This window comes from Paraburkholderia sp. WC7.3g (genome assembly GCF_050436345.1).
GTDB classification, from domain to species: Bacteria; Pseudomonadota; Gammaproteobacteria; order Burkholderiales; family Burkholderiaceae; genus Paraburkholderia; species Paraburkholderia podalyriae.
In genome coordinates, this window is record NZ_JBNDMA010000004.1 from 170791 (window position 1) to 192989 (window position 22199).

The 22199-nt window shown below is 64.0% G+C and carries 23 protein-coding genes; 14 read left to right on the forward strand and 9 right to left on the reverse strand.

Features of this window, described 5'->3' with window-relative positions; genetic code table 11:
• Nucleotides 1-157: 157 nt before the first annotated feature.
• Together OKW43_RS34185 and OKW43_RS34190 are read right to left on the reverse strand one after the other, a co-directional pair.
• A complete protein-coding gene (locus OKW43_RS34185) occupies nucleotides 158-1513 on the reverse strand; it encodes an MFS transporter (RefSeq protein WP_187634645.1) in 1356 nt (451 codons plus the stop codon).
• Nucleotides 1514-1782: 269 nt separating this feature from the next.
• Nucleotides 1783-2319 carry a hypothetical protein gene (locus OKW43_RS34190; protein ID WP_429454781.1) on the reverse strand — a complete coding sequence of 179 codons (537 nt, stop codon included), beginning with the start codon at nucleotides 2317-2319 and terminating at the stop codon, nucleotides 1783-1785.
• 55 nt (nucleotides 2320-2374) lie between these two features.
• Here OKW43_RS34190 and OKW43_RS34195 point away from each other — a divergent pair, with 55 nt between their 5' ends.
• The 4 genes from OKW43_RS34195 to OKW43_RS34210 all read left to right on the forward strand — a co-directional run bounded on the left by OKW43_RS34195 (nucleotide 2375) and on the right by OKW43_RS34210 (nucleotide 5365).
• The gene (locus OKW43_RS34195) at nucleotides 2375-2710 is read left to right on the forward strand and encodes an ArsR/SmtB family transcription factor (protein ID WP_187634647.1); all 336 of its coding nucleotides are present in this window, start codon (nucleotides 2375-2377) and stop codon (nucleotides 2708-2710) included.
• Nucleotides 2703-3182: an SRPBCC family protein gene (locus OKW43_RS34200; RefSeq protein WP_187634648.1), complete on the forward strand. Its 480-nt coding sequence runs from the start codon at nucleotides 2703-2705 to the stop codon at nucleotides 3180-3182. The genes OKW43_RS34195 and OKW43_RS34200 overlap by 8 nt, the downstream gene beginning before the upstream one ends.
• A 107-nt stretch (nucleotides 3183-3289) precedes the next feature.
• Nucleotides 3290-3718 (forward strand): VOC family protein, encoded by a 429-nt coding sequence (locus tag OKW43_RS34205; RefSeq protein ID WP_187634649.1) that lies wholly within the window; start codon nucleotides 3290-3292, stop codon nucleotides 3716-3718.
• 234 nt (nucleotides 3719-3952) lie between these two features.
• The gene (locus tag OKW43_RS34210; protein WP_187634650.1) at nucleotides 3953-5365 is read left to right on the forward strand and encodes a DUF2252 domain-containing protein; all 1413 of its coding nucleotides are present in this window, start codon (nucleotides 3953-3955) and stop codon (nucleotides 5363-5365) included.
• 41 nt (nucleotides 5366-5406) lie between these two features.
• On the opposite strand, the gene OKW43_RS34215 is transcribed toward OKW43_RS34210, so the two are convergent.
• The gene (locus OKW43_RS34215) at nucleotides 5407-5736 is read right to left on the reverse strand and encodes a DUF190 domain-containing protein (RefSeq protein ID WP_187634651.1); all 330 of its coding nucleotides are present in this window, start codon (nucleotides 5734-5736) and stop codon (nucleotides 5407-5409) included.
• 429 nt (nucleotides 5737-6165) lie between these two features.
• Here OKW43_RS34215 and OKW43_RS34220 point away from each other — a divergent pair, with 429 nt between their 5' ends.
• Genes OKW43_RS34220 through OKW43_RS34250 form a run of 7 tightly spaced genes read left to right on the forward strand, consistent with a single transcriptional unit; the run spans nucleotide 6166 to nucleotide 11721 of the window.
• Nucleotides 6166-6693, forward strand: a complete 528-nt coding sequence (locus tag OKW43_RS34220) for a Na+/H+ antiporter subunit E (protein WP_187634652.1) — start codon at nucleotides 6166-6168, stop codon at nucleotides 6691-6693.
• On the forward strand, nucleotides 6686-6946 hold the full coding sequence (locus OKW43_RS34225) for a monovalent cation/H+ antiporter complex subunit F (protein WP_187634653.1): 261 nt from the start codon (nucleotides 6686-6688) through the stop codon (nucleotides 6944-6946). The genes OKW43_RS34220 and OKW43_RS34225 overlap by 8 nt, the downstream gene beginning before the upstream one ends.
• Before the next feature lie 3 nt (nucleotides 6947-6949).
• Nucleotides 6950-7192 carry a hydrogenase subunit MbhD domain-containing protein gene (locus tag OKW43_RS34230; protein ID WP_187634654.1) on the forward strand — a complete coding sequence of 81 codons (243 nt, stop codon included), beginning with the start codon at nucleotides 6950-6952 and terminating at the stop codon, nucleotides 7190-7192.
• A gap of 3 nt (nucleotides 7193-7195) precedes the next feature.
• Entirely contained in the window at nucleotides 7196-7540 is a 345-nt protein-coding gene (mnhG, locus tag OKW43_RS34235) for a monovalent cation/H(+) antiporter subunit G (protein WP_187634655.1), read from the forward strand.
• Complete coding sequence (locus OKW43_RS34240) at nucleotides 7537-8241, forward strand: Na(+)/H(+) antiporter subunit B (protein WP_187634656.1); 705 nt, start codon at nucleotides 7537-7539, stop codon at nucleotides 8239-8241. Before mnhG ends, OKW43_RS34240 begins: the two co-directional genes overlap by 4 nt.
• A 16-nt stretch (nucleotides 8242-8257) precedes the next feature.
• On the forward strand, nucleotides 8258-8632 hold the full coding sequence (locus OKW43_RS34245; RefSeq protein ID WP_429452774.1) for a sodium:proton antiporter: 375 nt from the start codon (nucleotides 8258-8260) through the stop codon (nucleotides 8630-8632).
• Complete coding sequence (locus OKW43_RS34250; protein WP_429452776.1) at nucleotides 8626-11721, forward strand: complex I subunit 5 family protein; 3096 nt, start codon at nucleotides 8626-8628, stop codon at nucleotides 11719-11721. The genes OKW43_RS34245 and OKW43_RS34250 overlap by 7 nt, the downstream gene beginning before the upstream one ends.
• 32 nt (nucleotides 11722-11753) lie before the next feature.
• Here the strand turns inward: OKW43_RS34250 and OKW43_RS34255 are convergent, their stop codons facing one another.
• Together OKW43_RS34255 and OKW43_RS34260 are read right to left on the reverse strand one after the other, a co-directional pair.
• Nucleotides 11754-12428: a DUF5074 domain-containing protein gene (locus tag OKW43_RS34255; RefSeq protein WP_187634659.1), complete on the reverse strand. Its 675-nt coding sequence runs from the start codon at nucleotides 12426-12428 to the stop codon at nucleotides 11754-11756.
• Nucleotides 12429-12442: 14 nt separating this feature from the next.
• Entirely contained in the window at nucleotides 12443-13672 is a 1230-nt protein-coding gene (locus OKW43_RS34260) for a helix-turn-helix domain-containing protein (protein ID WP_429452778.1), read from the reverse strand.
• Between the two features lie 167 nt (nucleotides 13673-13839).
• Here OKW43_RS34260 and OKW43_RS34265 point away from each other — a divergent pair, with 167 nt between their 5' ends.
• From OKW43_RS34265 to OKW43_RS34275, 3 genes are all read left to right on the forward strand, one after another.
• A complete protein-coding gene (locus OKW43_RS34265) occupies nucleotides 13840-14604 on the forward strand; it encodes a DUF899 domain-containing protein (RefSeq protein WP_429452780.1) in 765 nt (254 codons plus the stop codon).
• Complete coding sequence (locus OKW43_RS34270) at nucleotides 14601-15434, forward strand: DUF2182 domain-containing protein (RefSeq protein WP_429452782.1); 834 nt, start codon at nucleotides 14601-14603, stop codon at nucleotides 15432-15434. The genes OKW43_RS34265 and OKW43_RS34270 overlap by 4 nt, the downstream gene beginning before the upstream one ends.
• 199 nt (nucleotides 15435-15633) lie before the next feature.
• The gene (locus tag OKW43_RS34275) at nucleotides 15634-15900 is read left to right on the forward strand and encodes a DUF4148 domain-containing protein (protein ID WP_429452784.1); all 267 of its coding nucleotides are present in this window, start codon (nucleotides 15634-15636) and stop codon (nucleotides 15898-15900) included.
• Nucleotides 15901-16049: 149 nt separating this feature from the next.
• Here OKW43_RS34275 and OKW43_RS34280 read toward each other — a convergent pair whose 3' ends face one another.
• From OKW43_RS34280 to OKW43_RS34295, 4 genes are all read right to left on the reverse strand, one after another.
• Complete coding sequence (locus OKW43_RS34280) at nucleotides 16050-17492, reverse strand: aldehyde dehydrogenase family protein (protein WP_429452786.1); 1443 nt, start codon at nucleotides 17490-17492, stop codon at nucleotides 16050-16052.
• A 38-nt stretch (nucleotides 17493-17530) separates the two neighbouring features.
• On the reverse strand, nucleotides 17531-18718 hold the full coding sequence (locus tag OKW43_RS34285; RefSeq protein WP_187634665.1) for a fumarylacetoacetate hydrolase family protein: 1188 nt from the start codon (nucleotides 18716-18718) through the stop codon (nucleotides 17531-17533).
• Nucleotides 18719-18802: 84 nt separating this feature from the next.
• Nucleotides 18803-20587, reverse strand: coding sequence for an IlvD/Edd family dehydratase (locus tag OKW43_RS34290; protein ID WP_429452788.1), 1785 nt, complete (start codon nucleotides 20585-20587; stop codon nucleotides 18803-18805).
• 32 nt (nucleotides 20588-20619) lie between these two features.
• Nucleotides 20620-22035 carry an MFS transporter gene (locus tag OKW43_RS34295; RefSeq protein WP_429452790.1) on the reverse strand — a complete coding sequence of 472 codons (1416 nt, stop codon included), beginning with the start codon at nucleotides 22033-22035 and terminating at the stop codon, nucleotides 20620-20622.
• Nucleotides 22036-22199 lie beyond the last annotated feature (164 nt).

Consider the following 22199-nt stretch of genomic DNA (forward strand, 5'->3'; position numbering starts at 1 on the left):
TGCGTTGACTGGCCTGCCCGCAGCGGTTATCAGGAATGGACGACCTTTCTGAGTGTAACAAGCAGGAAACTCAATGGGCGAAAACTGCCGGCAAGCGTTCAGGGGTATCTGCAAAAAATCGTCGACGTAGTCTCGGGAAAGCTTCGAATGATCCGGGCTACCTGACCGGTCGCTGCGCTCCGAGCATCTCACCTACAGCTGGGTCGTTGTCAGTGCCCACATCTTGCAAGGACATTCGTGAAGTTTCTGGAAGCATCATCCCGCCGATCAGGCCCATGAAAGATACGGCGATCAGATACAAAGCGGGCGACATATTGTTTCCGGTCGTGCCGATCAACCAGGTAGCGACCAACGGCGCGGTGCCCCCGAAGATCGTGTAGGCGAGGTTATAGGTAATGGCCGACCCGGTATAGCGCATCCTGGTTGGGAACACTTCCGACAACAACGCAGCCGTAACCACGCCCGACAACACCGCACCTGTTGCGAGCATTGCCACGCCGATCAGTGCTGACAGAAATTGTCCCGAGCCGGCGAGCGAGAACGAGGGATAGACGATTACAATCAACAGCGCGCACGTGGTTAGTAATGTCATGCGGCGCCCGGCGAAATCAGAATACAGGCCGGCAAGCGGACAAATGGCCGCAGCAAACAAAAGTGCCACAACGGTGATCAGCAGCGAAGTTGCGCGACTCATGTGTCCTACGACCTGCAGATATGTCGCGAAATAGGTAGTAAAGGTATAGAAGGACAATGCTGTCACTGAAATAAATGCACCAAGCTTCAGAATGCCGCCCGCCTGCGTACGGAACGTTTCGCGCAACGGCGCATGCGCCACCTGGTGCTCGCCTTCAAGAGCGCGGAAGGCGGGTGTTTCATTGAGACTGATGCGCAGGTATAGCCCGATGAGCCCAATGGGTGCGGAGGCGAGGAACGGCACGCGCCATCCCCACGCGCTCATTGCATCGGCCGAGAGCGTTGCATCAAGCGCATAAGCGACGACGGCCGCGATCGCAAATGAAGAAAAAGTCGACACCGGAACAAAACTGCCGTACCAGCCGCGTTTGTTTTGCGGCGCGTGCTCCATTACGTAGGCGCAGGCGCCAGCATACTCACCACCGGCCGAAAAGCCCTGCACGCAGCGAATCACGGTTAGCAACAACGGCGCGAGAGCACCGATGGCGGCGTAGTTCGGCAGCAAGCCGATCAGTGTGGTCGCCCCGGCCATCATCAAGATGGTCAGCGCCAGCGTGCGTTTGCGCCCAATCCTATCTCCAATTACGCCAAACACTATGCCACCGACCGGACGAAATGCGAAAGCCACTGCAAACACCGCGAAAGTCTTCAGGAGGCCTGCGGCTGGATCGCTGCTCGGAAAAAACTCTCTAGTGAGGATAGTTGCGAGGAAACCATACGCTGCGAAATCGAACCATTCAACAAAGTTACCAATCGAGGCAGCCATGATGACTTTGCGCAGTGTTCTAATATCGACTTCAGGGGACGGTGCCATAGACATTCGATACTCCCGTAGTTGCTGTGAGCGTGCCGTGAAAGCATCACCCACATGCGTAATCGATCGTGGTTCAAATCGTAAGGATCTTAGAGAGTAGAAGGGACCAAAAGTCGGCGTCATAGAACATTCCCGCCATCACGTTGTAACGAGAGCGCCAGGTTTTCAGCTCGCTGATTCGACTTCCGGCATTTTGAGAGAGGTGGAGGGTCGGCCGGGATTCGCAAGAAATCCGCCGCATCTCGCATCTCGCATCTCGCATTTCGCATCTCGACCTAAGCCGCTGATTTTAATGCAAAATCCATCGTCGGATCGAGCGGAGGAACGGGGCGCTGGAGATCGGGCAGATAGTCACCGAGCGCGTCGTCCAGGCTGAAGAAGCGCTGATTGCGCAGGCGGGCGATGACCCATCTCTGCACCAGAAGGACCGACAGCTCTGCTTTCGGCATATCGCGTTTTTTTACTCCGGCTGGAATGACTGCCACGAAGTAATGCGGAGCCATCTCCTGATAGGTCGGATTGATGTCCGGATTGTAGAAGCCGGGCTTGTGCACGCCCAACTTCAGATTGTCGCGATGCCTATGGGCGCTGGTGGCCGTTCCCGGAAAGTCGCCGGTCACGCAGGTCGAACGGCGCATAAGACACGCGTTTTCGCTCATTGCGCGGGCGTCGCCGAAAGCGGTTCGAGCCCGCTCCGCGAAATCGCGGACGCCGCAGACTTTGTTGTCTCCGAATGCCGACGAAGCCAATTCCGCGGACTTTGTTGTGCGCCGATATAAGCCGCATTGAAATTCCTCGCGCCTCCTTGACATGCAAGCATCCTCTTGCCTATAGTAAATGCAACAGATCACTTGCCTATAGCCATTCATGGCCGAGCGTCCCGACGACCCAGACCTGCTATTCAAAGCCCTCGCCGATCCGAGCCGGCGCAAGCTGCTGGACGTGCTGCACGCGCACGACGGCCAGACGCTGAACGACCTGTGCGAGCACCTCGACATGACGCGGCAAGGCGTGACGCAGCATCTCGGCTTGCTGGAAGCGGCGAACCTTGTCGTTACGGTACGCAGCGGGCGCGAGAAGTTGCACTTCCTCAATCCGGTGCCGCTGCAGCAAATCCACGAGCGCTGGATTGCCAAGTTCGAAAAGCCGCGCCTGAAGGCGCTCTCAACCCTGAAACGACACCTGGAGAAAGGCAATGACTAGATCGACGTTCGTCTACGTGACCTATATCCGCACCACGCCAGAACAGCTGTGGTCGGCATTGACCGACGCAGAGTTCATCAAGCAGTACTGGTTCGGCATGCACTGCGAAAGCGAATGGACGGCGGGCTCGTCGTGGAAACTCGTGTCGAGCGGCGGGCAGATCTTCGACGCGGGCGAGATCGTCGAGGCCGATCCACCGCGGCGTCTCGTGATCCGCTGGCAGCACCAGATTCGCCCCGAGATGCAGGCCGAAGGCGATTCGCTCTGCACGATGGAGCTCGAACCGAGCGGAACGGCGGTCAAGCTCACCCTCACACATACGATCGAGCGCGATCCGTCAAAATTCATCGAGGCGGTGTCGGGCGGCTGGCCGAAGATCATGTCCAACCTCAAATCGCTGCTGGAGACAGGCTCGATTGCGTTGCAGGAAGCCTATCCGGCCAATGGCGGCAGCCATGCAGGGCAGGCATGAAGCGGGGGATGCACTGAAGAGATGCATCGCAGGCTCGATAGCCGTCAGTCCGTGATATCACGTTGTTAGAATCATCTGACGACCCTCCCCACTCTCAGGAAATCAGCATGGAAATCCAGCCTTATCTGTTCTTCAACGGCCGTTGTGAGGAAGCCATTGCGTTCTATCGTTCGGCGCTTGGCGCGCAGGAGTTGCTGAAGCTGCGCGCGAAAGATGCGCCGCCCGATCCCGCTCGCCCGGTTGCGCCCGAACACGCCGACAAGATCCTGCACGCGACGCTCGTCATCGGTAACACGCACGTGCTGATGTCGGATGGCGATTGCAGCGGCGGCAACGCCGTGCATGCGGGCTTCAGCCTGTCGGTCACCGCCGACGACCAGGCATCAGGCGAGAAATATTTCAACGCGCTGTCGGCGGGCGGACAGATCACGATGCCGTTCCAGCGGACCTTCTGGACCAGTGGCTTCGGTACGTTGACTGACCGCTTCGGCGTGCCGTGGATGGTCAATGTGCGGCACGAGGAGCCCGCGGCATAGCATTGAAGCCAGCCTGCGTTCCATATCTCACGCACAGCCGATCGCCGCTTCGCCGCGCCTCAGCGTCGCTTATGGCGTCGCGGGCGCTGCGCTCGCTGCCGAGCCCGCCGCGCTCTATGGCAATCACCGCGCAGACACGCTAGAGTGCGAGCAGGCAAGACCGTCGTTCACCGCTTTTCTCGGGACCGCACCGCAAAAGAAATCCGATAACGCCGCATTTCCAAGGGGCAAACGATGACGCCACCCGAAACGCTCGCGGAGCGCCGCGCAATCGGTCGTGATGCACGCAAGAACACGCCGCGCAGCGCTCACTCCGACATCGGCAACATCCATCGTGATCCGGTTCACCTGTTGCGCGAAAGCAGTCGCGGGCGCGTCGAATCCCTCGTGCCGCTGCGCTACGGCCGCATGCTCGCGTCGCCATTCGCGTTCTATCGTGGCAGCGCGATCATCCAGGCGCACGACCTTGCGAAGACTGCGAACAGCGGCTTTCACTTCCAGATCTGCGGCGACTGCCACCTGATGAATTTCGGTGGCTTCGCAACCCCCGAGCGCGCGCTCGTGTTCGACATCAACGATTTCGACGAAACGGCGGTCGGCCCGTGGGAATGGGACCTGAAGCGCCTGACGGCGAGCCTGCATATCGCGGTCCGGCATCTCGGCCATGGCGATCGTCTCGCGGACGAAACCGTCGCGTCATGCGTGCAGAGCTATCAGCACTGGACCTCGGCGTACGCGCAGATGAGTCCGCTCGAACTGTGGTGCGAGCTGATCACGTTCGCGCGTCTCGAGGAAATCTCCCCCACCGACGACGCGCGTCAACGCATTCGCAACAGCATCGCGAAAGCGTCGCGCCGTACGCACGAGACGATCCTGCCCAAGCTCGCGAGCCAGCGCGAAGGCCTATGGCAAGTCCGCGACATGCCGCCCACCGTGTTCCACGTGCACGGCAAGAACACGCTGTTCGCGCACAAGGACGACTGGCTCGGTCTGGGCGACTGGCGCGCGTTGATGGCGCCGATCTACGAGCACTATCTGAAGTCGCTCGGCACGGTGCGCCGCACGCTGCTGGATCACTTCTCAATGCACGACATGGCGTTCAAGGTGGTCGGCGTCGGCAGCGTCGGCACACGCTGCCTGATCCTGCTGATGGTCGATCAGCACGAGAAGCCATTGTTCATCCAGTTCAAGGAGGCGTCGACCTCGGTCGTGTCGCGTTACTTCAAGACGGCGGGACCGAAGCATCAGGGACAGCGTGTCGTCGACGGGCAGCGGCTGATGCAGGGCGCGAGCGACCCGTTTCTCGGCTGGACCACGGGACCGTTCGGGCGCTCGATCTACGGCCGCCAGCTACGCGACATGAAGATTTCGGCGACGCTCGAACTATTTGCGAAGGAAACCTTCAGTCAGTACGCGGCCGTGTGCGGCTGGGTGCTCGCGCGGGCGCATGCGAAAGCGGGCGGGCTGGCCACCGAGGTTGCCGCCTATCTCGGCAACGGCGATCAGATGACGGATGCGCTGGTCCTCTACTCGCGCGCGTACGCCGACCAGGTCGACAAGGACTACGAGATATTCCGCCACGCGTGCCGCGGCGGCAAGCTGGAAGCACGCACCGACGCGGACATGGCAGCGGACTTCGTCGCCTAGACGAACGAGGAGGCGAGGCACTCGTCATTGAGCCCGGTCGTTCAATCCCCAGCGTCCTCCTCGCCGATCACGCCGAACTCAGCCGTCGTCTTCACGTAGAACAGATGTAATCCTTCCTCGCGCAGCCGATCGAACAGTCGATCGGCCTCGTCGCTCGTCACCGCCATCACGACGGACAACGGCTGATCGGCAAGCTCGAAGAAGTGCGCGGAGTGAATCCGATGATGATGGCCGATGCCTTCGCACGCCGGAATGACGGTCGCGCCGCGCAGGCCGAGTTCGCCCGCGAGACGCACGAGCCAGTCGGCGAGTGGCCTGCCATGATGGCTGCGCCCTTGCTGGGTAAAGAACGTGACCTGATAGCCGTGCATGTCGGTGCCTCCTCAATGGGGTCGCGCCGCGTGCCCCAAGCGATGTGCACGCAAGCCGGCGGCCGCATTACGCCGTCCCCGCTGCCCGCTTACGTTTGTAAGCGGAAACCGGCAGCGCCGCGTGAGGCGCCGGCTGCAGCTGATTCCAGCATACCGGCTCGGCGCATCGCGTTTCAGGACGGTCGTGAGACAAGTTTAGATGTCGGGCCGCGCGAGCGCCAGGCGGCACGGCGACACGCGCGTGGGCTTTTCGCGCGCCATCTTATTGAAAAGATCGCAATATCACTAATTCAATCGATAAGCAGCCGATTAAGCGCCCCGCGCATTTATACGCGCAAAAGCGACCACCAGCGGACAAGCGCGCGCCGGTTGATTTGCCATAAATTGTCACTTAGAATTTTCCGCAAGGCCTCCCGAGGAACCGATGACATGGCTTCGAACAACGGAAAACCGGTGTCGTCGTTTGTTCCTCGCGGCATGCTCGGCCTGTGGGTCGTCCTGTTCGTCATCTGGATGATCGCCAATGCATCGCTCGCCGTCGAACCCGCACTCGTCGGCCTCGTCATTACCTTCGTCATCGCGCACGTCTTCGTATCGTCGAGCGAAGCATGGCAGCACCTACGTCTGACGCCGCGCGCGCTCTATCACTTCGTCCTCTATAGCGCGACCTTCGTCACCGCACTGGTGCGCGCCAATCTGAACGTGATGGCGCTGGTGTACTCGCCGCACATCGACATCAAGCCCGGCATCGTCAAGGTTCGCACCCGCCTCGAAACACCGCTCGGCCGTCTGGCGCTCGCCAATTCGATTGCGCTCACGCCGGGCTCGCTCGTGATGGATATTCGGGACGACATACTATTCATTCACTGGCTCGACGTGAAGACGACCGATATCGACGAAGCGACCGAGGCGCTCGTCGCGCGGTTCGAAAAGCATCTGGAGCAAATCTTTGGCTGAGATCATGCTCCGGATCGCCGCGGTGCTGATCTTCTTCGCGATCGTGTTCGGCGTGATCCGTCTCGTGCTCGGCAAAACCGTCGTCGATCGCATCGTCGCAATCGACATGCTGACCGTCATCTCGCTGTCGCTGATCGCGCTGTACGCACAGGTCTCAGGTCGTTTCGTCTACATCGACGTCGCACTCGTCTACGCACTGCTGAGCTTTCTCGCGGTGCTCGCGATCGCGCGCTTTCTCGAAAGGGGGCTGTGAGTCATGCTCGAACTGCTCCTGTTGCTGATGTGCGCAAGCATCCTCGTGAGCGGCGTACTGGCCGTCTTCCTGAAGAATCTGCTGGCCGCGATGGTGAGCTCGGGACTCGCGAGCCTGTTCGCGGCGGTGGCCTTCCTGCTGCTCGCCGCGCCCGACGTCGCGATGGCCGAAGCCGCGATCGGCTCGGGACTCGCGACCTTCATCTTTCTGTACGCGATCCGCAAAACCGGTTATCAGAAGGGCTAGCGCATGTTCGAACTGATCGGCAGCGTGTTCATCCTCGTGGGCGCCGTCTTTCTGTTCTCCGCCGGCCTCGGGCTGTTGCGCATGCCGGACGCGTACACGCGCATTCAGGCCGGCACCAAAGCGTCGACGCTCGGCAACATGCTCGTGCTGATCGGCGTCGCGTTCTATCACCCGAACTGGACCTTCCGTCTGATCCTGTTGATCTACTTCGTGCTGGTGACCAATCCGGTGTCCTCGCATGCGCTATCGCGCGCCGCCTGGCTGATCCGCACGCCGATGAGCCCGTCGACGATCACCGATGCGCTCGCCGACGAAGACGGGCGCACCCCGGGGGAGGCCGAATCATGATGCGTCGTGCGTCCGCGCTGCTGACGGTGTTGCTGTTCGCGGTCGTGTTCTGGCGGCTCGTCGGCGGTTATACGGAGTTGCAGGCGCTGCGCCCGCTCGCCTGGTACTACGTGGTGAGAGGACCGCTCGAACTCGGCGCGCCGAACATCGTGACCGGCATTTTGATCACCTTTCGCGGCTTCGACACGCTCGGCGAAGTCGCGGTGCTGTTTATGGTCGCGGCGAGCGTCGGCGTGCTGCTGAAAGAAGAAAGCAACCCGACAACCGTCACTGCAGCGGACGAAACCACGCCCGCGCGCCGCCCCGCCAGCGAAATCGTTCATACCGGCAAGCAGGTGCTGCTGCCGATGATCTTCACGTTCGGCGCTTACGTGATCGTCAACGGCCATCTGTCGGCAGGCGGCGGCTTCCAGGGCGGCGCGATCGTCGCGTCCGCCGTGATGCTGATGCTACTCGCGCGGCCCGGCTCGACGCTGAACGTCGCGCTGCTGAGCGTCGTCGAGTCGCTCGCGGGCGTGATCTACGTGTGCATCGGCATTCTCGGCCTCGTGCTCGCGGGCGGATTTCTCGACGCGCGCTTTCTGCCGCGAGGCGAGTTCGGCGCGTTCTTCAGTGCCGGCGCGATCCCGCTGATTTCCACGCTGCTCGGCGTCAAGGTCGGCGCGGAGCTTAGCGTCATCATCGACCGGTTCAGAAGCTGAACGCGAAGGAGAGCGCATGAACACCGACATCCCGGTTTCGACGATCCTGCTGGTCACGGGCTTTTGCCTTTCGCTGATCGGCCTGTGGGGCATGCTGACCCACCGCAACATCCTGCGCATCATCATCGGCTTCGCGGTGCTCGACACGGGTCTGCACATCGTGATGGTCGCGACCGGCTACATCACGGGCGGCACCGCGCCGATCATCGACGCGGCGCTCGGCAAATCCGCCGCCGCGCACCGCGCGATCGATCCGATTCCATCGGCGCTCGTCGTCACGGCGATCGTGATCGGGCTATCGGTCACCGCCATCATGCTCTCGTTCGCGATCCGTCTTTACGCCGCCAAAAAGACGCTCTCGATCGACGCCTTCAGCGAGTCGAAATGGTAGCCGCGCTCTTTCATCCGCTGCACATTTTCATTCTCGGGCTCGGCGGCGGCTTCGTCATTCCGCTGCTGTACCGGCTCGGCAAGCCGTGGCTCACGCTCGGCTTCTTCATCGCGCTGTGCGGTATCGTGCTCGTCTCCGGCGTATCGTTCTACGGCCTGCTCGACGGCGGCGACACGATCGAGGTGCTGACCGCGGGCGCGCTGCCGCCAGTGTCGATCAATCTGCGCTTCGGCTTGTGGGAAGGCTTCTTCACGTTCAGCGTCAACGTGGTCGCGCTGCTCGGCGCATTGCATCTATGGGAACGTCTGCGCGGCAACTACGCGGCGTTGCTGCTGTACCTGATCCTGGTGATGGGCATCGACGGCATGGTGATGACCCGCGACCTGTTCAACCTGTTCGTGTTTCTCGAGATCGTGTCGATCGCGACATACGGCCTGTTCGGGCTCGAGCGCACGCCCGCCGCGCTCGCCGCCGCGTTCAAGTACATCTTCGCGACCGTGATCGCGTCGACGCTGTTCCTGCTCGGCGCGGTGCTGCTCTATTACGTGAGCGGCACGTTGAACATCGACGAACTGCTGTCGATGCGCAACCAGATCGGCGGCCCGATCGGCACGACCGCGATCCTGCTGGTGTTCGCGAGCCTCGTGATCGAGCTGAAGCCTTTTCCGGCGAACGGCTGGGGGCTCGACGTCTACGAGACCGCGCCGAGCGGCGTCGCCGCGATGGTATCGGTCGGCGTATCGGCGGGCGTATTTTTCGCGCTGCTGAAATTGCTGCCGCTGTTCGACGCTCAGCTCACGCTGCTCGCCGTATCGGGCGGCGTCACGTTCCTGTTCTCTAACCTGCTCGCGATCAAGCAGACGCAACCGCAACGCGTGCTCGGCTATTCGTCGATCGGGCAAATGGCGCTGTTGATGCTGTCGCTCGCGTTGCTGCGCCAGGTCGGCGCGGACGCTTCGGTCCCGCTCGTCGTCGGCGGCCTCTTCATCAACCATCTGTTCGCGAAAGCGGGGCTGTTCTGGCTGATCGGCGTGCTGCGGCGCCACGGCGACGATGCGCGCGCTATCCTGTCGCGCAGTCCGCTGCTGATCGGCCTGCTGGGCCTCTTCCTGGTTGCGATCGCGGGGCTGCCGCCGTTCCCCGGCTTCTGGGCGAAATGGGAACTCGTCATGCGCCTGACCGCCGCCGGCAAGCCGTACTGGATCGTGCTGATCCTGACCGGCTCGCTGCTCGAAGCGGGCTATATGTTCCACTGGTTCGTGCGCGCGCTGGCTCCTTCCGACATCGAAACCAATACCGGCCCCAACCTCGGCGCGCTGATCCCGCTCTTCGGCGTCGCGGTTTTGCTGATCGCGGCGGCCTATATGGCGGCCGTGTTCTCTGGCGTCGCGTCGGCATGGATCTTCTCGCCGCTCCTGGCGGGCGCGCTCTTCTATGCGGCCGATCGTCTGCCGGGGCGCGTGAAAGGCGTGCTCGCCCTGATCGCGATCGGGCTGATCGGCAGTCTGCTCTGCGAGGGCTCGGGCGGTATCGCGGGGCTGTTCGCGTGGCTGCTGCTCGCGGGCAGCCTCGTGATCGCCGCGGCGAGCCTCTATCGCGACGACGTGCGCGCCGGCTTCTATCCGATGCTCGTCGTGCTGTCGCTGTCGATTCCGGCGCTGCTGCGCTCATCGACATCACTCGAGTTCTTCTATAGCTGGGAAATCATCACGCTGTCGTCGTGCTTCCTGATCGCGAAGTGCCGCCGCGCGGGACCGCACGTGCTGACCTTCCTGCTGTTTTCGCTGCTGGCGGCGTTCTTCCTGCTGGCGGGCTTCGCCAACGTCGCGGCAATCGACGACACCATCGCGCTATCCGCGCTGATCCACTCGGGACCGGAAGCGAACCGCGCGTTCGTGCTGCTCGCGACCGGCTTCCTGATCAAGGCCGGTGCGATCGGCGTGCATGTATGGCTGCCGGGCGCCTACACCGAGGCGGAAGACGACGTGACCGCGATGCTGTCGGCGGTGGTCAGCAAGGTCGCGATGTTCGGCCTGTTGATCGGCACTTATCTGACGATACGCTCGGAGGTCGGCCTCGAACTCGCGCACGTGATGACATGGATCGGCATGCTGACGACCTTGTTCGGCGCGCTGATGGCCTTGCGGCAAAACGACTTCAAACGCATGCTTGCGCTTTCGAGCATGAGCCAGATCGGTTATATCGTCACTGCGATCGGCCTGATGAGCCATCTGGGCTGGGTCACCGCGCTGTATCTGATCGCCAATCACATGTTCGTGAAGGGCATCCTGTTCCTCGCGCTCGCGGGCGTGATTTTACGCACCGATACGCGCAACTTCGCCGATGTGGGCGGCCTCGCGCGCGAGATGCCGCTCACGTTCGCGATGGTCGTAATCGCGCTGGTGTCGATGTCGGGTCTGCCGCCGCTGATGGGCTTTGGCGGCAAATGGCTGCTGCTGAGCGCAATGACCGACAAGGGCTGGTACGGGCTCGCCGTGTGCGGGCTGATCGCGACCTGCGCCGGCTTTCTGTACATGTTGCGCCTGCTGAACGGCATCTTCCTCAAACCGCGCCCGCCGCAGCGGCCGCGAGTGCGCGAAGCGCCGTTGATGCTGCTGGTGCCGCAGTTGCTGTTCGTGGTCGGTATCGTGATCCTGTCGTTCTTTCCGAAGCTGCTGATCGAACCGGTGTCGGCCGCGATCGATCCGCAGTTCGCGGCGACACTGGTGTGGGGCGGCATGTCGCTCGAAAGCATCTACGGGTTCTGGAATCCGACGCCGGTCGTGATCGTCGTGCTGATCGCCACGGCGATCGTGTTCGGGCTCGGCGTGCTGTTCTTCCGCAGCCGCCGCGGCGACGCGCGCAACGCCCCCGACTTTTACCACTTCTACCGGCCATTCTTGAGCCGCACGGTGCCGCCAGTCGCGCAGATGTTCTGGCGTGGCATATCGCATTTCGCGCTCGCGGCGGCGGCATGGATACGTCGCGTCTATACCGGCAATGGACAGACCTACGCGCTCTATGTGCTGCTGTATTTTCTGGTGATCTATTTCGCGAGCACGGGCCTGGGCACGGCGAGGACGCAATAACGACGATGACGCCGCGCTACTCGCGTCGTCACTCACTCGCTCGTCGAAACGATCGGCGATTCCGAGCCACGATCTCGCGCGGGACGCTGCACGGCTCGAACCAGCCCGCTACTGCCGCCGCCGCAGAAAAACAGATCGGCGCCGTTCGATTCGAGTCCGGAGATGCCAGCACCGGCCGGCATGTCGACAGTCTCGAGCACCTCGCCGCTGCGCGGATCGATATGCCTGAGCTGGCTCTCGTCACCTTCCCTCGTGCCATGCCATAGTTCGCCGTCGACCCACGTGATGCCGGTCACGAAGCGATTCGATTCGATCGTGCGCAGCACCGCGCCCGTGTCCGGATCGATCTGATAGATCTTTCGTTCGGGATATTGACCGACCCACAGCGAACCTTCGGCCCATGTCAGCCCCGACTGGCCGCCGTCGCCAGGCGCCGCGATCGTCGACAGCACGCGGCCGCTGTGCGGATCGATCTTCTGGATGCGGCCGTGCGCGATCTGGAACAGGTGCTCGCCGTCGAAGGCCGTGCCCGCGTCGGCGGCCAACGGGATCGAGCGCACCATGTCGCCACTCGCCGGGTCGAACGCGTCGAGCCGTTCGCCGGTCGCAATCCACACCTGCCGGCCATCGTAAGTGACCCCGTGCACTTGATCGACGCCCGTAAAGGGCCCATATTCGCGGACGATTCTGGCGGCTGAACGGTTCATGGTGGCCATCCTGATTACGAAGGGAACGGAGAAGGGAGTAACAAAGTCGTCGCGAATCCGGCGATCGGCGGCGTCATCCAGCGGCGCGCGCGGCCGTCGCCCACCGGCTGCACCTTGCCGGCCGCGGCGAGCGAATCGAGCGCGCGCTGGACGGTGCGCTGACTCGCGCCGAGCACCAGGGCGAGCGCGGAACTCGACCACGATTCACCATCGGACAGAAACGCGAGCAGCGCCGCATGCTCGCCTTCAACGGGCGGCGCCAGCACGACGACCTCGCGCGCATGACTCGGTGCCAGCGCGAAGCCACGCGTCGTCGCGTTGACGCTCGCGAGCGTGCCGAGCGCCGCGCGCAGCCGGCCGATCTCGACGCGCAGTCGCGCGCGATGCGATTCGTCGGCGCGTTTGGCGCGGAACGCGCGTGCGACCAGCACGTCGCGCGGCACGTCGTCGGGCCATGCCTCGCTGAGCATGCGGGCGAGCGCGAACAGCACCGGTCGGCTCGCGAGCGCAACCGCCGCGTTCGCATCGCGGATCGCGTAGCGGCAAGCGTCGACGATCAGCGCGCCGCCTGCGCGATTCGAGCTCAGGAGTTTCTCGACTTCATCGAGCAGGATCGGTTCTTCTGAGCCATGCGCGATCATGCGCGCCGCCGGTTTGCTCAGTGCCGCCGAAGCGCTTTCGATTTCCGCGATCAACGCCGGAATACCAGCCTCGCGAGCCGCGCGTCCGGCCCGCGTCAGCGCGGCACGGGCAGCGCCGCTGCGCAAACGCCGCAGCGCGACACCGGCGACGACCAGCTCATGCGCGGCACGCAACGCGGGCGGAAACGGCCGAGGATCGAGCGCGTCAAGCTTGCGCTCCGCTTCGTCGAGACGGCCGATCAGCAGCAGACGCCGCGCCGACAGATAACGCGCATGCGCCGCATTGACGCGATCGCCGTGCGCGTCGAGCGTGGCGGTCGCGGCGTCGAGTGTTCTGGCGGGCCATGCGAGATCGCGCGACGCGAGCGCGATCTCCGCTTCGGCGACCACGCATCTCGCGCGCGCCACCGCATGCTGCGCGCCGAACCCGCGCGCGGCGCCGCGCACCAACGCCTTGGCGCGCACGAAATCGCCGAGCTGCGCCATCGCGATGCCGCGCAGCGCGAGTGCCGGCGCGTCGTCGCGCAACGCGACGCGGCCGAGCGCGCCAAGCGGATCGCCGGCCGCAAGCGCGCGCGCCGCCGCCGAAATCAGCGCGTCCACGGCGTGCGACTCCGCGCGTAGCGCGTCAATGCATCAAGCGAATCCCGCCACACTTGTCACTCCCACCCGATCGATGCCCGGCCCTAATCTAACACGACCAACAACCGTCACCGATGCCGTCGGGCAAGGGCTCGCACGGCGCGGCACGACCCACGGAGGAACCCACGATGACTACGCATCCGATCGGAACACGCGAACAGTGGCTCGCCGCGCGACGCGCGCTGCTCGACGCGGAAAAAGCCCACACGCGACACGGCGACGAGCTCGCGCGGCAACGCCAGGCGCTGCCGTGGGTGAAGATCGACAAGGCCTACCGCTTCGATACCGACGAAGGCAGCGCGTCGCTCGCCGATCTGTTCAAAGGACGTTCGCAGCTGCTCGTCTACCACTTCATGTTCGGCCCCGACTATAAGGCGGGCTGCCCATCGTGCTCGTCGATCGCGGACGGCTTCGCCGGCTTTGCCGTGCATCTCGCGCATCACGACGTGATGCTGACGGCGGTGTCGCGCGCGCCGCTCGACAAGCTGCAGGCGTACAAGCAGCGCATGGGATGGACGTTTCCGTGGGCGTCGTCGGCCGGCGGCGATTTCAATTTCGACTTCAACGTCGCGTTCACCGAGGCGCAGCAACGCGCCGGCGATATCGAATACAACTACGCGCGCAACAGTCACGCGATGGACGTGACGCCCGCGCCCGAACCCGTCGCGCAGTTCGCGGCGACCTGCGGCACCGACGCGGCCACCTATTCGCGCGACCGGCCCGGCATGAGCGCGTTCGTACTCGAAGACGGTGTGGTCTATCACACGTATTCGACTTACGCGCGCGGTGTCGATGCGCTTTGGGGCATGTACCAGTGGCTCGATCGCGCGCCGAAGGGACGCAACGAGACGGGTATCTGGTGGCGCCGTCACGACGAGTACGAGCAGTCATGAGCCCGCTCGTGCGCGCTGTCTGCGCGAGCGGGCAGCGCCTTGCCTCGCGGCGCGCGGCGCGCTCATCGCAGCGCGTGTTCGTCGGCGTCTGCGTGCTGATGTTCGCCGCGAGCGTCGCGGCGACACTGGCGCACAGCGCGTCGATGTCGGCGATGGGCGCGTTGCCGATGCCCGGCGGCTGGTCGATGTCGACGTTATGGATGCCGACCTGCGGGCGCACGTGGGCGCGCACCGCGGCATCGTTCATCGGCATGTGGATCGTGATGATGGCGGCGATGATGCTGCCGTCATTCGTGCCGACGCTGCTGCGCTATCGCGACGCGGTGGTCTCGCGAGCCAATCCCGGCCGGCTGGCCCTGCTGACGATGCTCGTGAGCGGCGCGTACGCCGTCGTATGGACGGCGCTCGGCGTCGCCGTGTTTGCGCTGGGCGCATCGCTCGCGGCGCTCGTGTTGCGGTGGCCAGCGCTCGCGCGTTTGGTACCGCTAGCGGTCAGCGTGATCATCCTGCTCGCGGGCGCGTTGCAGTTCAGCACATGGAAAGCCCGCCGCCTCGCCTGCTGCCGCGCCACGCCAAGCCTCACCGCCGATGCGGCCAGCGCGTGGCGATATGGTCTGCGGGTCGGCATCGATTGCGCCGGTTGCTGCGGGGGTCTCACGGCGATTCTGCTGGTCGCCGGCATGACGGATTTGCGCTTGATGGCCGCCGTGACGGCTGCCATCACGGCCGAGCGCGTTGCGCCGAACGGCGCGCGCGTCGCGCGTGCGATCGGCGCCATGGCCGTCGGCGGCGCGGGCTTGCTGCTGATCCGAGCCATTCCAGCCGGCTGACGCATGCGCGGTAGCTGCCGCCGATCGCTGCGCAAATAGATGCTCGGCGGCCCTGCTGTCTCAATATTGTTTTTGTTTCGGAAACAGTGAGTTCAGGAATTAGGTATTTACCCTAGTTTCCGCTCCCCCTAGACTGTCATCACTGCTGCAAACCCATGAGTTTCACAGCCTAACAAGACAAAACCTGGAGGTAGTAAAAATGAAATCGCTCGTTCAAGCTGTCGTTATCGCCGCTACGCTCGCTGCTCCGGTTGCTGTTTTCGCTCAATCGAACCAGCCGCTGACCCGTGCGCAAGTCCGTGAAGAACTGGCTCAGATCGAAAAGGCCGGCTACAACCCGGCACGTTCGAACCCGAACGAATACTCGTCGAACATTCAGGCTGCCGAAGCTCGCGTCGCGGCGCAAAACAGCGCCGTCGGCGGCGTGAACAGCGGTTCGTCGCAGCAAGGTCACGCAGCGCAGTAAGACGTCCCCGGTTGGAAAGTTGCTGTAGATGTAGCTGTACCTGCCGGAGCGCTCTGCCTTAGTGCTCCCGCGGCTTCCCCTGCTGGCCCGCCATCGCGGTTGAATGCGATGGCGGGCCAGTTCCGTTTGGGGAGCGTCGCTGTCGCGCGTCAAACCGCGCCCGGGTTGATATACGCGGTTTTCACCAACGTATAGAACTCGCGGGCATAGGCGCCCTGCTCGCGCGGACCGTAGCTCGACCCCTTCCTGCCGCCGAACGGCACGTGATAATCGACACCCGCGGTCGCAGTGTTGACCATCACCATGCCGGCCTGCACATGGCGGCGGAAATGAGTCGCGTATTTCAGCGACGTCGTGCAGATGCCGGCCGACAGCCCGAACTCGGTATCGTTGGCAACCGCGAGCGCTTCCTGGTAGTCCTTGACCTTGATGACCGACGCCACCGGCCCGAACACCTCCTCGCGGTTGACGCGCATCGCCGACGTCGTCTCCGTGACCAGCGCCGGCGCAAGGAAGTAGCCGCGCGTCGAGCCTTCGACTCGCTCGCCGCCGAACACCGTGCCGCCCTCCTCGCGCGCGATCGCCAGATAGCGTTCGTCCTGTGCCAACTGCTTGTCATCGACGACCGGGCCAATGTGCGTCCCGTCCACGAGCGCATCGCCGACCTTCAGCGCCCGCATGCGCGCCTTCATGCCGTCGATAAAACGGTCATAGATCCCCGCGGTCACGATCAGCCGGCTCGATGCCGTGCAACGCTGGCCCGTGGAGTAGAACGCGCCGTTGATGCAGGCTTCGATGGCGACGTCGAGATCGGCGTCGTCGAGCACGACCATCGGGTTCTTGCCGCCCATTTCCAGCTGGAATTTCTTGCCCGACTCGAAGCATTTCGCGCCGATCGCGCGACCCGTCGAAACGGAGCCGGTAAAGCTGATCGCATCGACATCCGGCGACGAAACGAGCGCCTCGCCGACCACCGAACCGCGCCCCATCACGAGATTGATCACGCCCGCCGGCGCGCCCGCATCAGCGATGATCTTGACCAGCTCCCACGTGCAGCCCGGCACCAGATCGGCCGGCTTGATGACGACCGTGTTGCCATACGCGAGCGCCGGCGCGATTTTCCACGCCGGAATCGCGATCGGAAAATTCCACGGCGTAATCAGGCCGACCACGCCGATCGGCTCGCGCGTCATTTCGACCGTCATGCCCGGCCGCACCGACGGCATCGTTTCTCCGCCGAGGCGCAGTGCTTCGCCCGCAAAGAACTTGAAGATCTGCCCGGCGCGGCCCACTTCGCCGATCCCCTCGGGCAGCGTCTTGCCCTCTTCACGCGCGAGCAGCTTGCCGAGCTCCGCCTTGCGCGCAAGGATCGCGCTGCCCGCCTGGTCGAGTAAGTCGAAGCGCTGCTGCGGCGTGGACAGCGACCACTGCGCGAAGGCCTTGCGCGCGGCGCTGATCGCGCGGTGCGTCTGCTCGGCGTCGGCTTGCGCGAATTCGCCGATCACGTCGTCGAGATTCGACGGATTGACGTTGCGCGACACGCTCGCGCCGTCGACCCATTGTCCGTCGATGTAGTTTGCAAACTGACTCATGTCCTGATTCTCCTTTCGAAATTGCAGCGACAATCCTGTTATCCAGCAATCAGCAGGCCACGTGCCGCGAGGTTGCGATACAGCGCGCGCACGCCGAACGTCCACGGTTCGATTTCGGTGGACAGACGCACCGTGTTGGTCAGCGCGCCGAGCCGCGGCGTCGAGATCGTCACGCGATCGCCGAGGTGGTGGGTGAAGCCGCCGCCTGGCGCGTCGCGGTCCTTGATCGGCGAGAACATCGTGCCGAGGAACAGCATGAAGCCGTCCGGGTACTGGTGGTGACGGCCGCAGGTCTGCGCGACGAGGTCGGCCGGGTCGCGGCTGATCTCGCTCATGTGGCTCACGCCGTCGAGCACGAAGTGGTCGTCGGCGCCTTCGACGCGCAGCGAAACGCTCGCCGCGCGCACCGAGTCGAGCGAGAACGTGTCGTCGAACAGACGCACGAACGGGCCGATCGCGCACGAGCCGTTGTTGTCCTTGCACTTGCCGAGCAGCAGTGCCGAGCGGCCTTCGATGTCACGCAGGTTCACGTCGTTGCCGAGCGTCGCGCCGACGATGCCGCCGCGGCTATTCACCGCGAGCACGATTTCCGGCTCCGGGTTGTTCCACACCGACGCGGCCAGCAGGCCGACGTCCGCGCCGAAGCCGACCGCCGACATCGGCTGCGACTTGGAAAACACTTCGGCGTCCGGACCGATGCCGACTTCCATGTATTGCGACCACGCATCGCGACGTTCGAGCTCGGCCTTCAGCTTCATCGCCGCTTCCGAGCCCGGCTTGATCTTCGACAGGTCGGTGCCGATCGTCGACGCGATCGTCGCGCGCACTTCCTTCGCCTTCGCCGGATCGCCGCCGGCCTGCTCCTCGATCACGCGCTCGATCAGGCTCACCGCGAACGTGACGCCGCAGGCCTTGATCGCCTGCACGTCGCACGGCGCGAGCAGGCGCACGGCGGGCACGCTCGCGCCGGGCAGGTTCGCCTCGATCAGCTGCGCGACCGCTCCGAGCGATACCCCCGGCGCGCTGCGCGCGAGCTGCGCGGCATCATCGCGCTCGAACAGGTCGGCGGTGGTCGGCACGGTCGCGGTGATGTCGAACACCTCGCCGCCGCGCACGACGACCACGCACGGTCCTTCGTGCTGCTCGGTCTTGCGCCACACGCGGCCGACGAGCAGCGCATCGGTCAGATCGCCGGGAAGAAAGCTGGAGGGGGAAGTTGCGGACATGGGATGGGCTCTTTCGAATAAGTTGAGAAACGGGCAAGGCCGGGCGTCGCGTTGCGTGCGAGGCCCGGCCTTGTCACCTGCATGTCAATGCGAATGCCGTGGATTGCCGCGCTCGGCAATCACCTTCAGATAAAGCGTCGCCGGTTCCAGACAGCCGCCGGTCGAAAGCTGGCCGACCGTCTTGCGGTACAGCTCCTGCCACGGCGTTTGCGCGGGCGGAATCTCGAACTTCACGGTTTCGCGGCGTCGCGCGAGTTCGGCTTCGTCGACCAGCACGTTGACGCTGCGCGAATTCAGATCGACCCGGATGCGATCGTTCGTGCGCAGCAGCGCAAGGCCGCCGCCCACCGCCGCTTCCGGCGACATGTTCAGAATCGACGGGCTCGCGGACGTGCCGCTCTGACGGCCGTCGCCGAGCGTCGGCAGCGACGTGATGCCCTGACGCACGAGCGCCGCCGGCGGCGCCATGTTGACGACCTCGGCGCTGCCGGGATAGCCGACCGTGCCCGTGCCGCGAATCACGAGGATGCAATGCTCGTCGATTTCGAGCGACGGGTCGTTGATGCGCGCGTGATAGTCCTCGGGACCGTCGAACACGATGGCGCGCGCTTCGAAGCTGTTTTCCGCGCCGGGCTCGCTCAGATAGGTCTGGCGGAACGCTTCCCCGACCACCGACATCTTCATGATCGCGCTGTCGAAGAAGTTGCCCGACAGCACCATGAAGCCCGCGCCGTGCTTCAGCGGATCGTCGGTCGTCTTGATGACCTCGCGATCCGGCGCGGGCGCGGCGGCTGCGATCTCGCCCATCGTGCGGCCCGACACGGTCAGACATTGCTCGTGCACGAGGCCGCCTTTCGCGAGCTCGCGCATCACCGCTGGCACGCCGCCCGCGCGATGGAAACTCTCGCCGAGATATTCGCCGGCGGGCATGCAGTTGACGATCAGCGGCACCGGCTCGCCGACGCGCTGCCAGTCCTCGAGACTCAGCTCGACGCCCATGTGCCGCGCTATCGCGATCAGATGCGGCGGGCAGTTGGTCGACGCGCCGAGCGCCGACGCGACGACGATCGCGTTTTCGAACGCTTCTTTCGTCATGATTTTCGACGGCCGCACGTCCTCGCGCACCAGATCGACGATGCGCTTGCCGGTTGCGTAGGCCATCTGGCCGCGCTCGCGGTAAGCGGCCGGAATGCTCGCGCAACCGGGCAGCGACATGCCGAGCGCTTCGGCGAGACTATTCATCGACAGCGCGGTGCCCATCGTGTTGCAGTGACCGATCGACGGCGACGACGCGGTGGTCAGCTCCATGAAGCCTTCATAGTCGATCTCGCCGGTCGCCAACAGATTGCGTGCATGCCAGATCACGGTGCCCGACCCGACGCGCTTGCCGTCGTGCCAGCCGTCGAGCATCGGGCCGCCGGACAGCACGATCGCCGGCATATCGACGGTGGCCGCCGCCATCAGGCACGCGGGCGTGGTCTTGTCGCAGCCGGTGGTCAGCACGACGCCGTCGAGCGGGAAGCCGTGCAGGATTTCGACGAGGCCCAGATACGCGAGATTGCGGTCGAGCGCGGCGGTCGGCCGGCGGCTCTGCTCGGCGAGCGGATGCACCGGAAACTCCATCGGAATGCCGCCCGCGTCGCGGATGCCGGCCTTCGTGCGCGCCGCGAGTTCGATGTGATGGCGGTTGCACGGCGCGAGATCGCTGCCCGTCTGCGCGATGCCGATGATCGGCCGGCCCGACTGCAGCTCTTCGCGCGTCAGACCGTAGTTCATGAAACGCTCGACATACAGCGCCGTCATATCCGCGTGCGAGGGATCGTCGAACCATTCCTGGCTGCGCAGCCGGCGCGGGGTGGATGCTGACATGATGCTTATCTCTCTTTCATGGTTTGGGTTGCTTATGCGTGCTCCGCGCATTCAGCCGGTTTCTGTGCGGGCGCCGTGTCACGGCCGGGTCCGCCGTCCTGATTCGACGCGGCGCGAGCCAGCATCGTGCGCGGCACGAGCAGGATCAGCACGCAGCTGACCAGCAGACACGCACCGAGCGCGTAAGTGCCGTTGTTGATGTCGCCGGTCAGGTCTTTGGCCACCGCGGTAATCATCGAACCGGTAAAGCCGGACAGATTGCCGATCGCGTTGATCATCGCGATGCCGGCCGCCGCGGCGGCGCCCGACAGCAACTGCCCCGGGAACGTCCAGTAAATCGGCATCAACGCAAGGATGCCGGCGGTGGCGATCGTCAGAAACGTGATCGCCCACACCACATGATGCGCCAAAGCCGCGCTCATGATCAGGCCGATTCCGCCGATCAGAGCCGGAATCGCCGCATGCAGGCGCCGCTCGCCGGTTTTCTTCGAATGCGCGGCGTTCGCGAGCGTCGCAATGATGGCCACGCCGTACGGGATCGCGGTCAGCAGGCCGATATGCAGCGGGTCCTGCACGCCGGTCGCTTTGATGATCGACGGCAGCCAGAACGCGAGCCCGTAGAAGCCGGTATTGAACGTGAGCAAAATCGCGACCAGCAGCCAGACGCGCGGATCGCGCACCGCCGAGCCGAAGCGTGCGGTCTTGTGTGCGCTTTCGCGCTGCAGATTCGCCGCCAGCAGGCTCTTCTCTTGCGGCGTGAGCCAGCGGGCGCGGTCGATGCCGTCGTCGAGCGAGAAATACACGACGAACGCGGTCAGCAGCGACGGCACGCCTTCGATCAGCAGCATCCACTGCCAGCCCTGATAGCCGAACAGGCCGGCCGTATGCTCCATCAGCCAGCCCGATACGATGCCGCCGAGCATCAGGCTGACCGGCATCGCGATCAGGAAACCGGACATCACGCGGCTTTGGCGCTGCGCGGGAAACCAGAAGTTCAGGTACAGAATCACGCCGGGGAAAAAGCCCGCCTCGCAGATCCCGAGCAGGAAGCGCAGCATGTAGAACATCGTCGCGGTTTCGACGTGCGCGAGCTGCGCGAGCGGTGCGACGAACGCGAGCGCCATCGACACGAGCCCCCAGGTGAACATGATCCGCGCGATCCAGAAGCGCGCGCCGTAGCGATGCAGGAACACGTTGCTCGGCACTTCGAAGATGAAGTAGCCCCAGAAGAACACGCTCGCGCCGATCGCGTACATCGTGTCGGACAGGCCGAGATCGTCGAGCATCTGCAGCTTCGCGAAGCCGACGTTCACGCGATCCAGATACGCGACCACGTAGCACAGCAACAACACCGGCAGCAGCCGGCGCACGACCTTGCGATAGGTCCTTTCCTCGAACTCGTCGACGCGCGCGGCGGGCGCGGCGATGGCGGACGGTACAGCGGTCATTCGTATCTCCATCAGCGTATTTTGGGTCGGAAATGCCGTTGTCTCGCGGCTCGTGCGATTTGAGCCGACAGGCACCGCCGGTTAAGTTACCGGTAACATTTCCAGCTGTGGATGTTACGCCCGGCTTACCAACCGGACAACCAAGGGATATCCCTGATCTGCTT

Excerpts from the sequence above, each read along its gene's own strand:
- OKW43_RS34275 (WP_429452784.1), top strand. The coding sequence starts at position 15,634 with ATGAAATCGCTCGTTCAAGCTGTCGTTATCGCCGCTACGCTCGCTGCT.
- OKW43_RS34265 (WP_429452780.1), top strand. The coding sequence starts at position 13,840 with ATGACTACGCATCCGATCGGAACACGCGAACAGTGGCTCGCCGCGCGA.
- OKW43_RS34255 (WP_187634659.1), bottom strand. The coding sequence starts at position 12,428 with ATGAACCGTTCAGCCGCCAGAATCGTCCGCGAATATGGGCCCTTTACG.
- OKW43_RS34290 (WP_429452788.1), bottom strand. The coding sequence starts at position 20,587 with ATGTCAGCATCCACCCCGCGCCGGCTGCGCAGCCAGGAATGGTTCGAC.
- mnhG (WP_187634655.1), top strand. The coding sequence starts at position 7,196 with ATGTTCGAACTGATCGGCAGCGTGTTCATCCTCGTGGGCGCCGTCTTT.
- OKW43_RS34220 (WP_187634652.1), top strand. The coding sequence starts at position 6,166 with ATGGCTTCGAACAACGGAAAACCGGTGTCGTCGTTTGTTCCTCGCGGC.
- OKW43_RS34240 (WP_187634656.1), top strand. The coding sequence starts at position 7,537 with ATGATGCGTCGTGCGTCCGCGCTGCTGACGGTGTTGCTGTTCGCGGTC.
- OKW43_RS34185 (WP_187634645.1), bottom strand. The coding sequence starts at position 1,513 with ATGTCTATGGCACCGTCCCCTGAAGTCGATATTAGAACACTGCGCAAA.
- OKW43_RS34205 (WP_187634649.1), top strand. The coding sequence starts at position 3,290 with ATGGAAATCCAGCCTTATCTGTTCTTCAACGGCCGTTGTGAGGAAGCC.
- OKW43_RS34200 (WP_187634648.1), top strand. The coding sequence starts at position 2,703 with ATGACTAGATCGACGTTCGTCTACGTGACCTATATCCGCACCACGCCA.
- OKW43_RS34280 (WP_429452786.1), bottom strand. The coding sequence starts at position 17,492 with ATGAGTCAGTTTGCAAACTACATCGACGGACAATGGGTCGACGGCGCG.
- OKW43_RS34195 (WP_187634647.1), top strand. The coding sequence starts at position 2,375 with ATGGCCGAGCGTCCCGACGACCCAGACCTGCTATTCAAAGCCCTCGCC.
- OKW43_RS34295 (WP_429452790.1), bottom strand. The coding sequence starts at position 22,035 with ATGACCGCTGTACCGTCCGCCATCGCCGCGCCCGCCGCGCGCGTCGAC.
- OKW43_RS34230 (WP_187634654.1), top strand. The coding sequence starts at position 6,950 with ATGCTCGAACTGCTCCTGTTGCTGATGTGCGCAAGCATCCTCGTGAGC.
- OKW43_RS34270 (WP_429452782.1), top strand. The coding sequence starts at position 14,601 with ATGAGCCCGCTCGTGCGCGCTGTCTGCGCGAGCGGGCAGCGCCTTGCC.
- OKW43_RS34285 (WP_187634665.1), bottom strand. The coding sequence starts at position 18,718 with ATGTCCGCAACTTCCCCCTCCAGCTTTCTTCCCGGCGATCTGACCGAT.
- OKW43_RS34250 (WP_429452776.1), top strand. The coding sequence starts at position 8,626 with ATGGTAGCCGCGCTCTTTCATCCGCTGCACATTTTCATTCTCGGGCTC.
- OKW43_RS34210 (WP_187634650.1), top strand. The coding sequence starts at position 3,953 with ATGACGCCACCCGAAACGCTCGCGGAGCGCCGCGCAATCGGTCGTGAT.
- OKW43_RS34190 (WP_429454781.1), bottom strand. The coding sequence starts at position 2,319 with ATGTCAAGGAGGCGCGAGGAATTTCAATGCGGCTTATATCGGCGCACA.
- OKW43_RS34245 (WP_429452774.1), top strand. The coding sequence starts at position 8,258 with ATGAACACCGACATCCCGGTTTCGACGATCCTGCTGGTCACGGGCTTT.
- OKW43_RS34215 (WP_187634651.1), bottom strand. The coding sequence starts at position 5,736 with ATGCACGGCTATCAGGTCACGTTCTTTACCCAGCAAGGGCGCAGCCAT.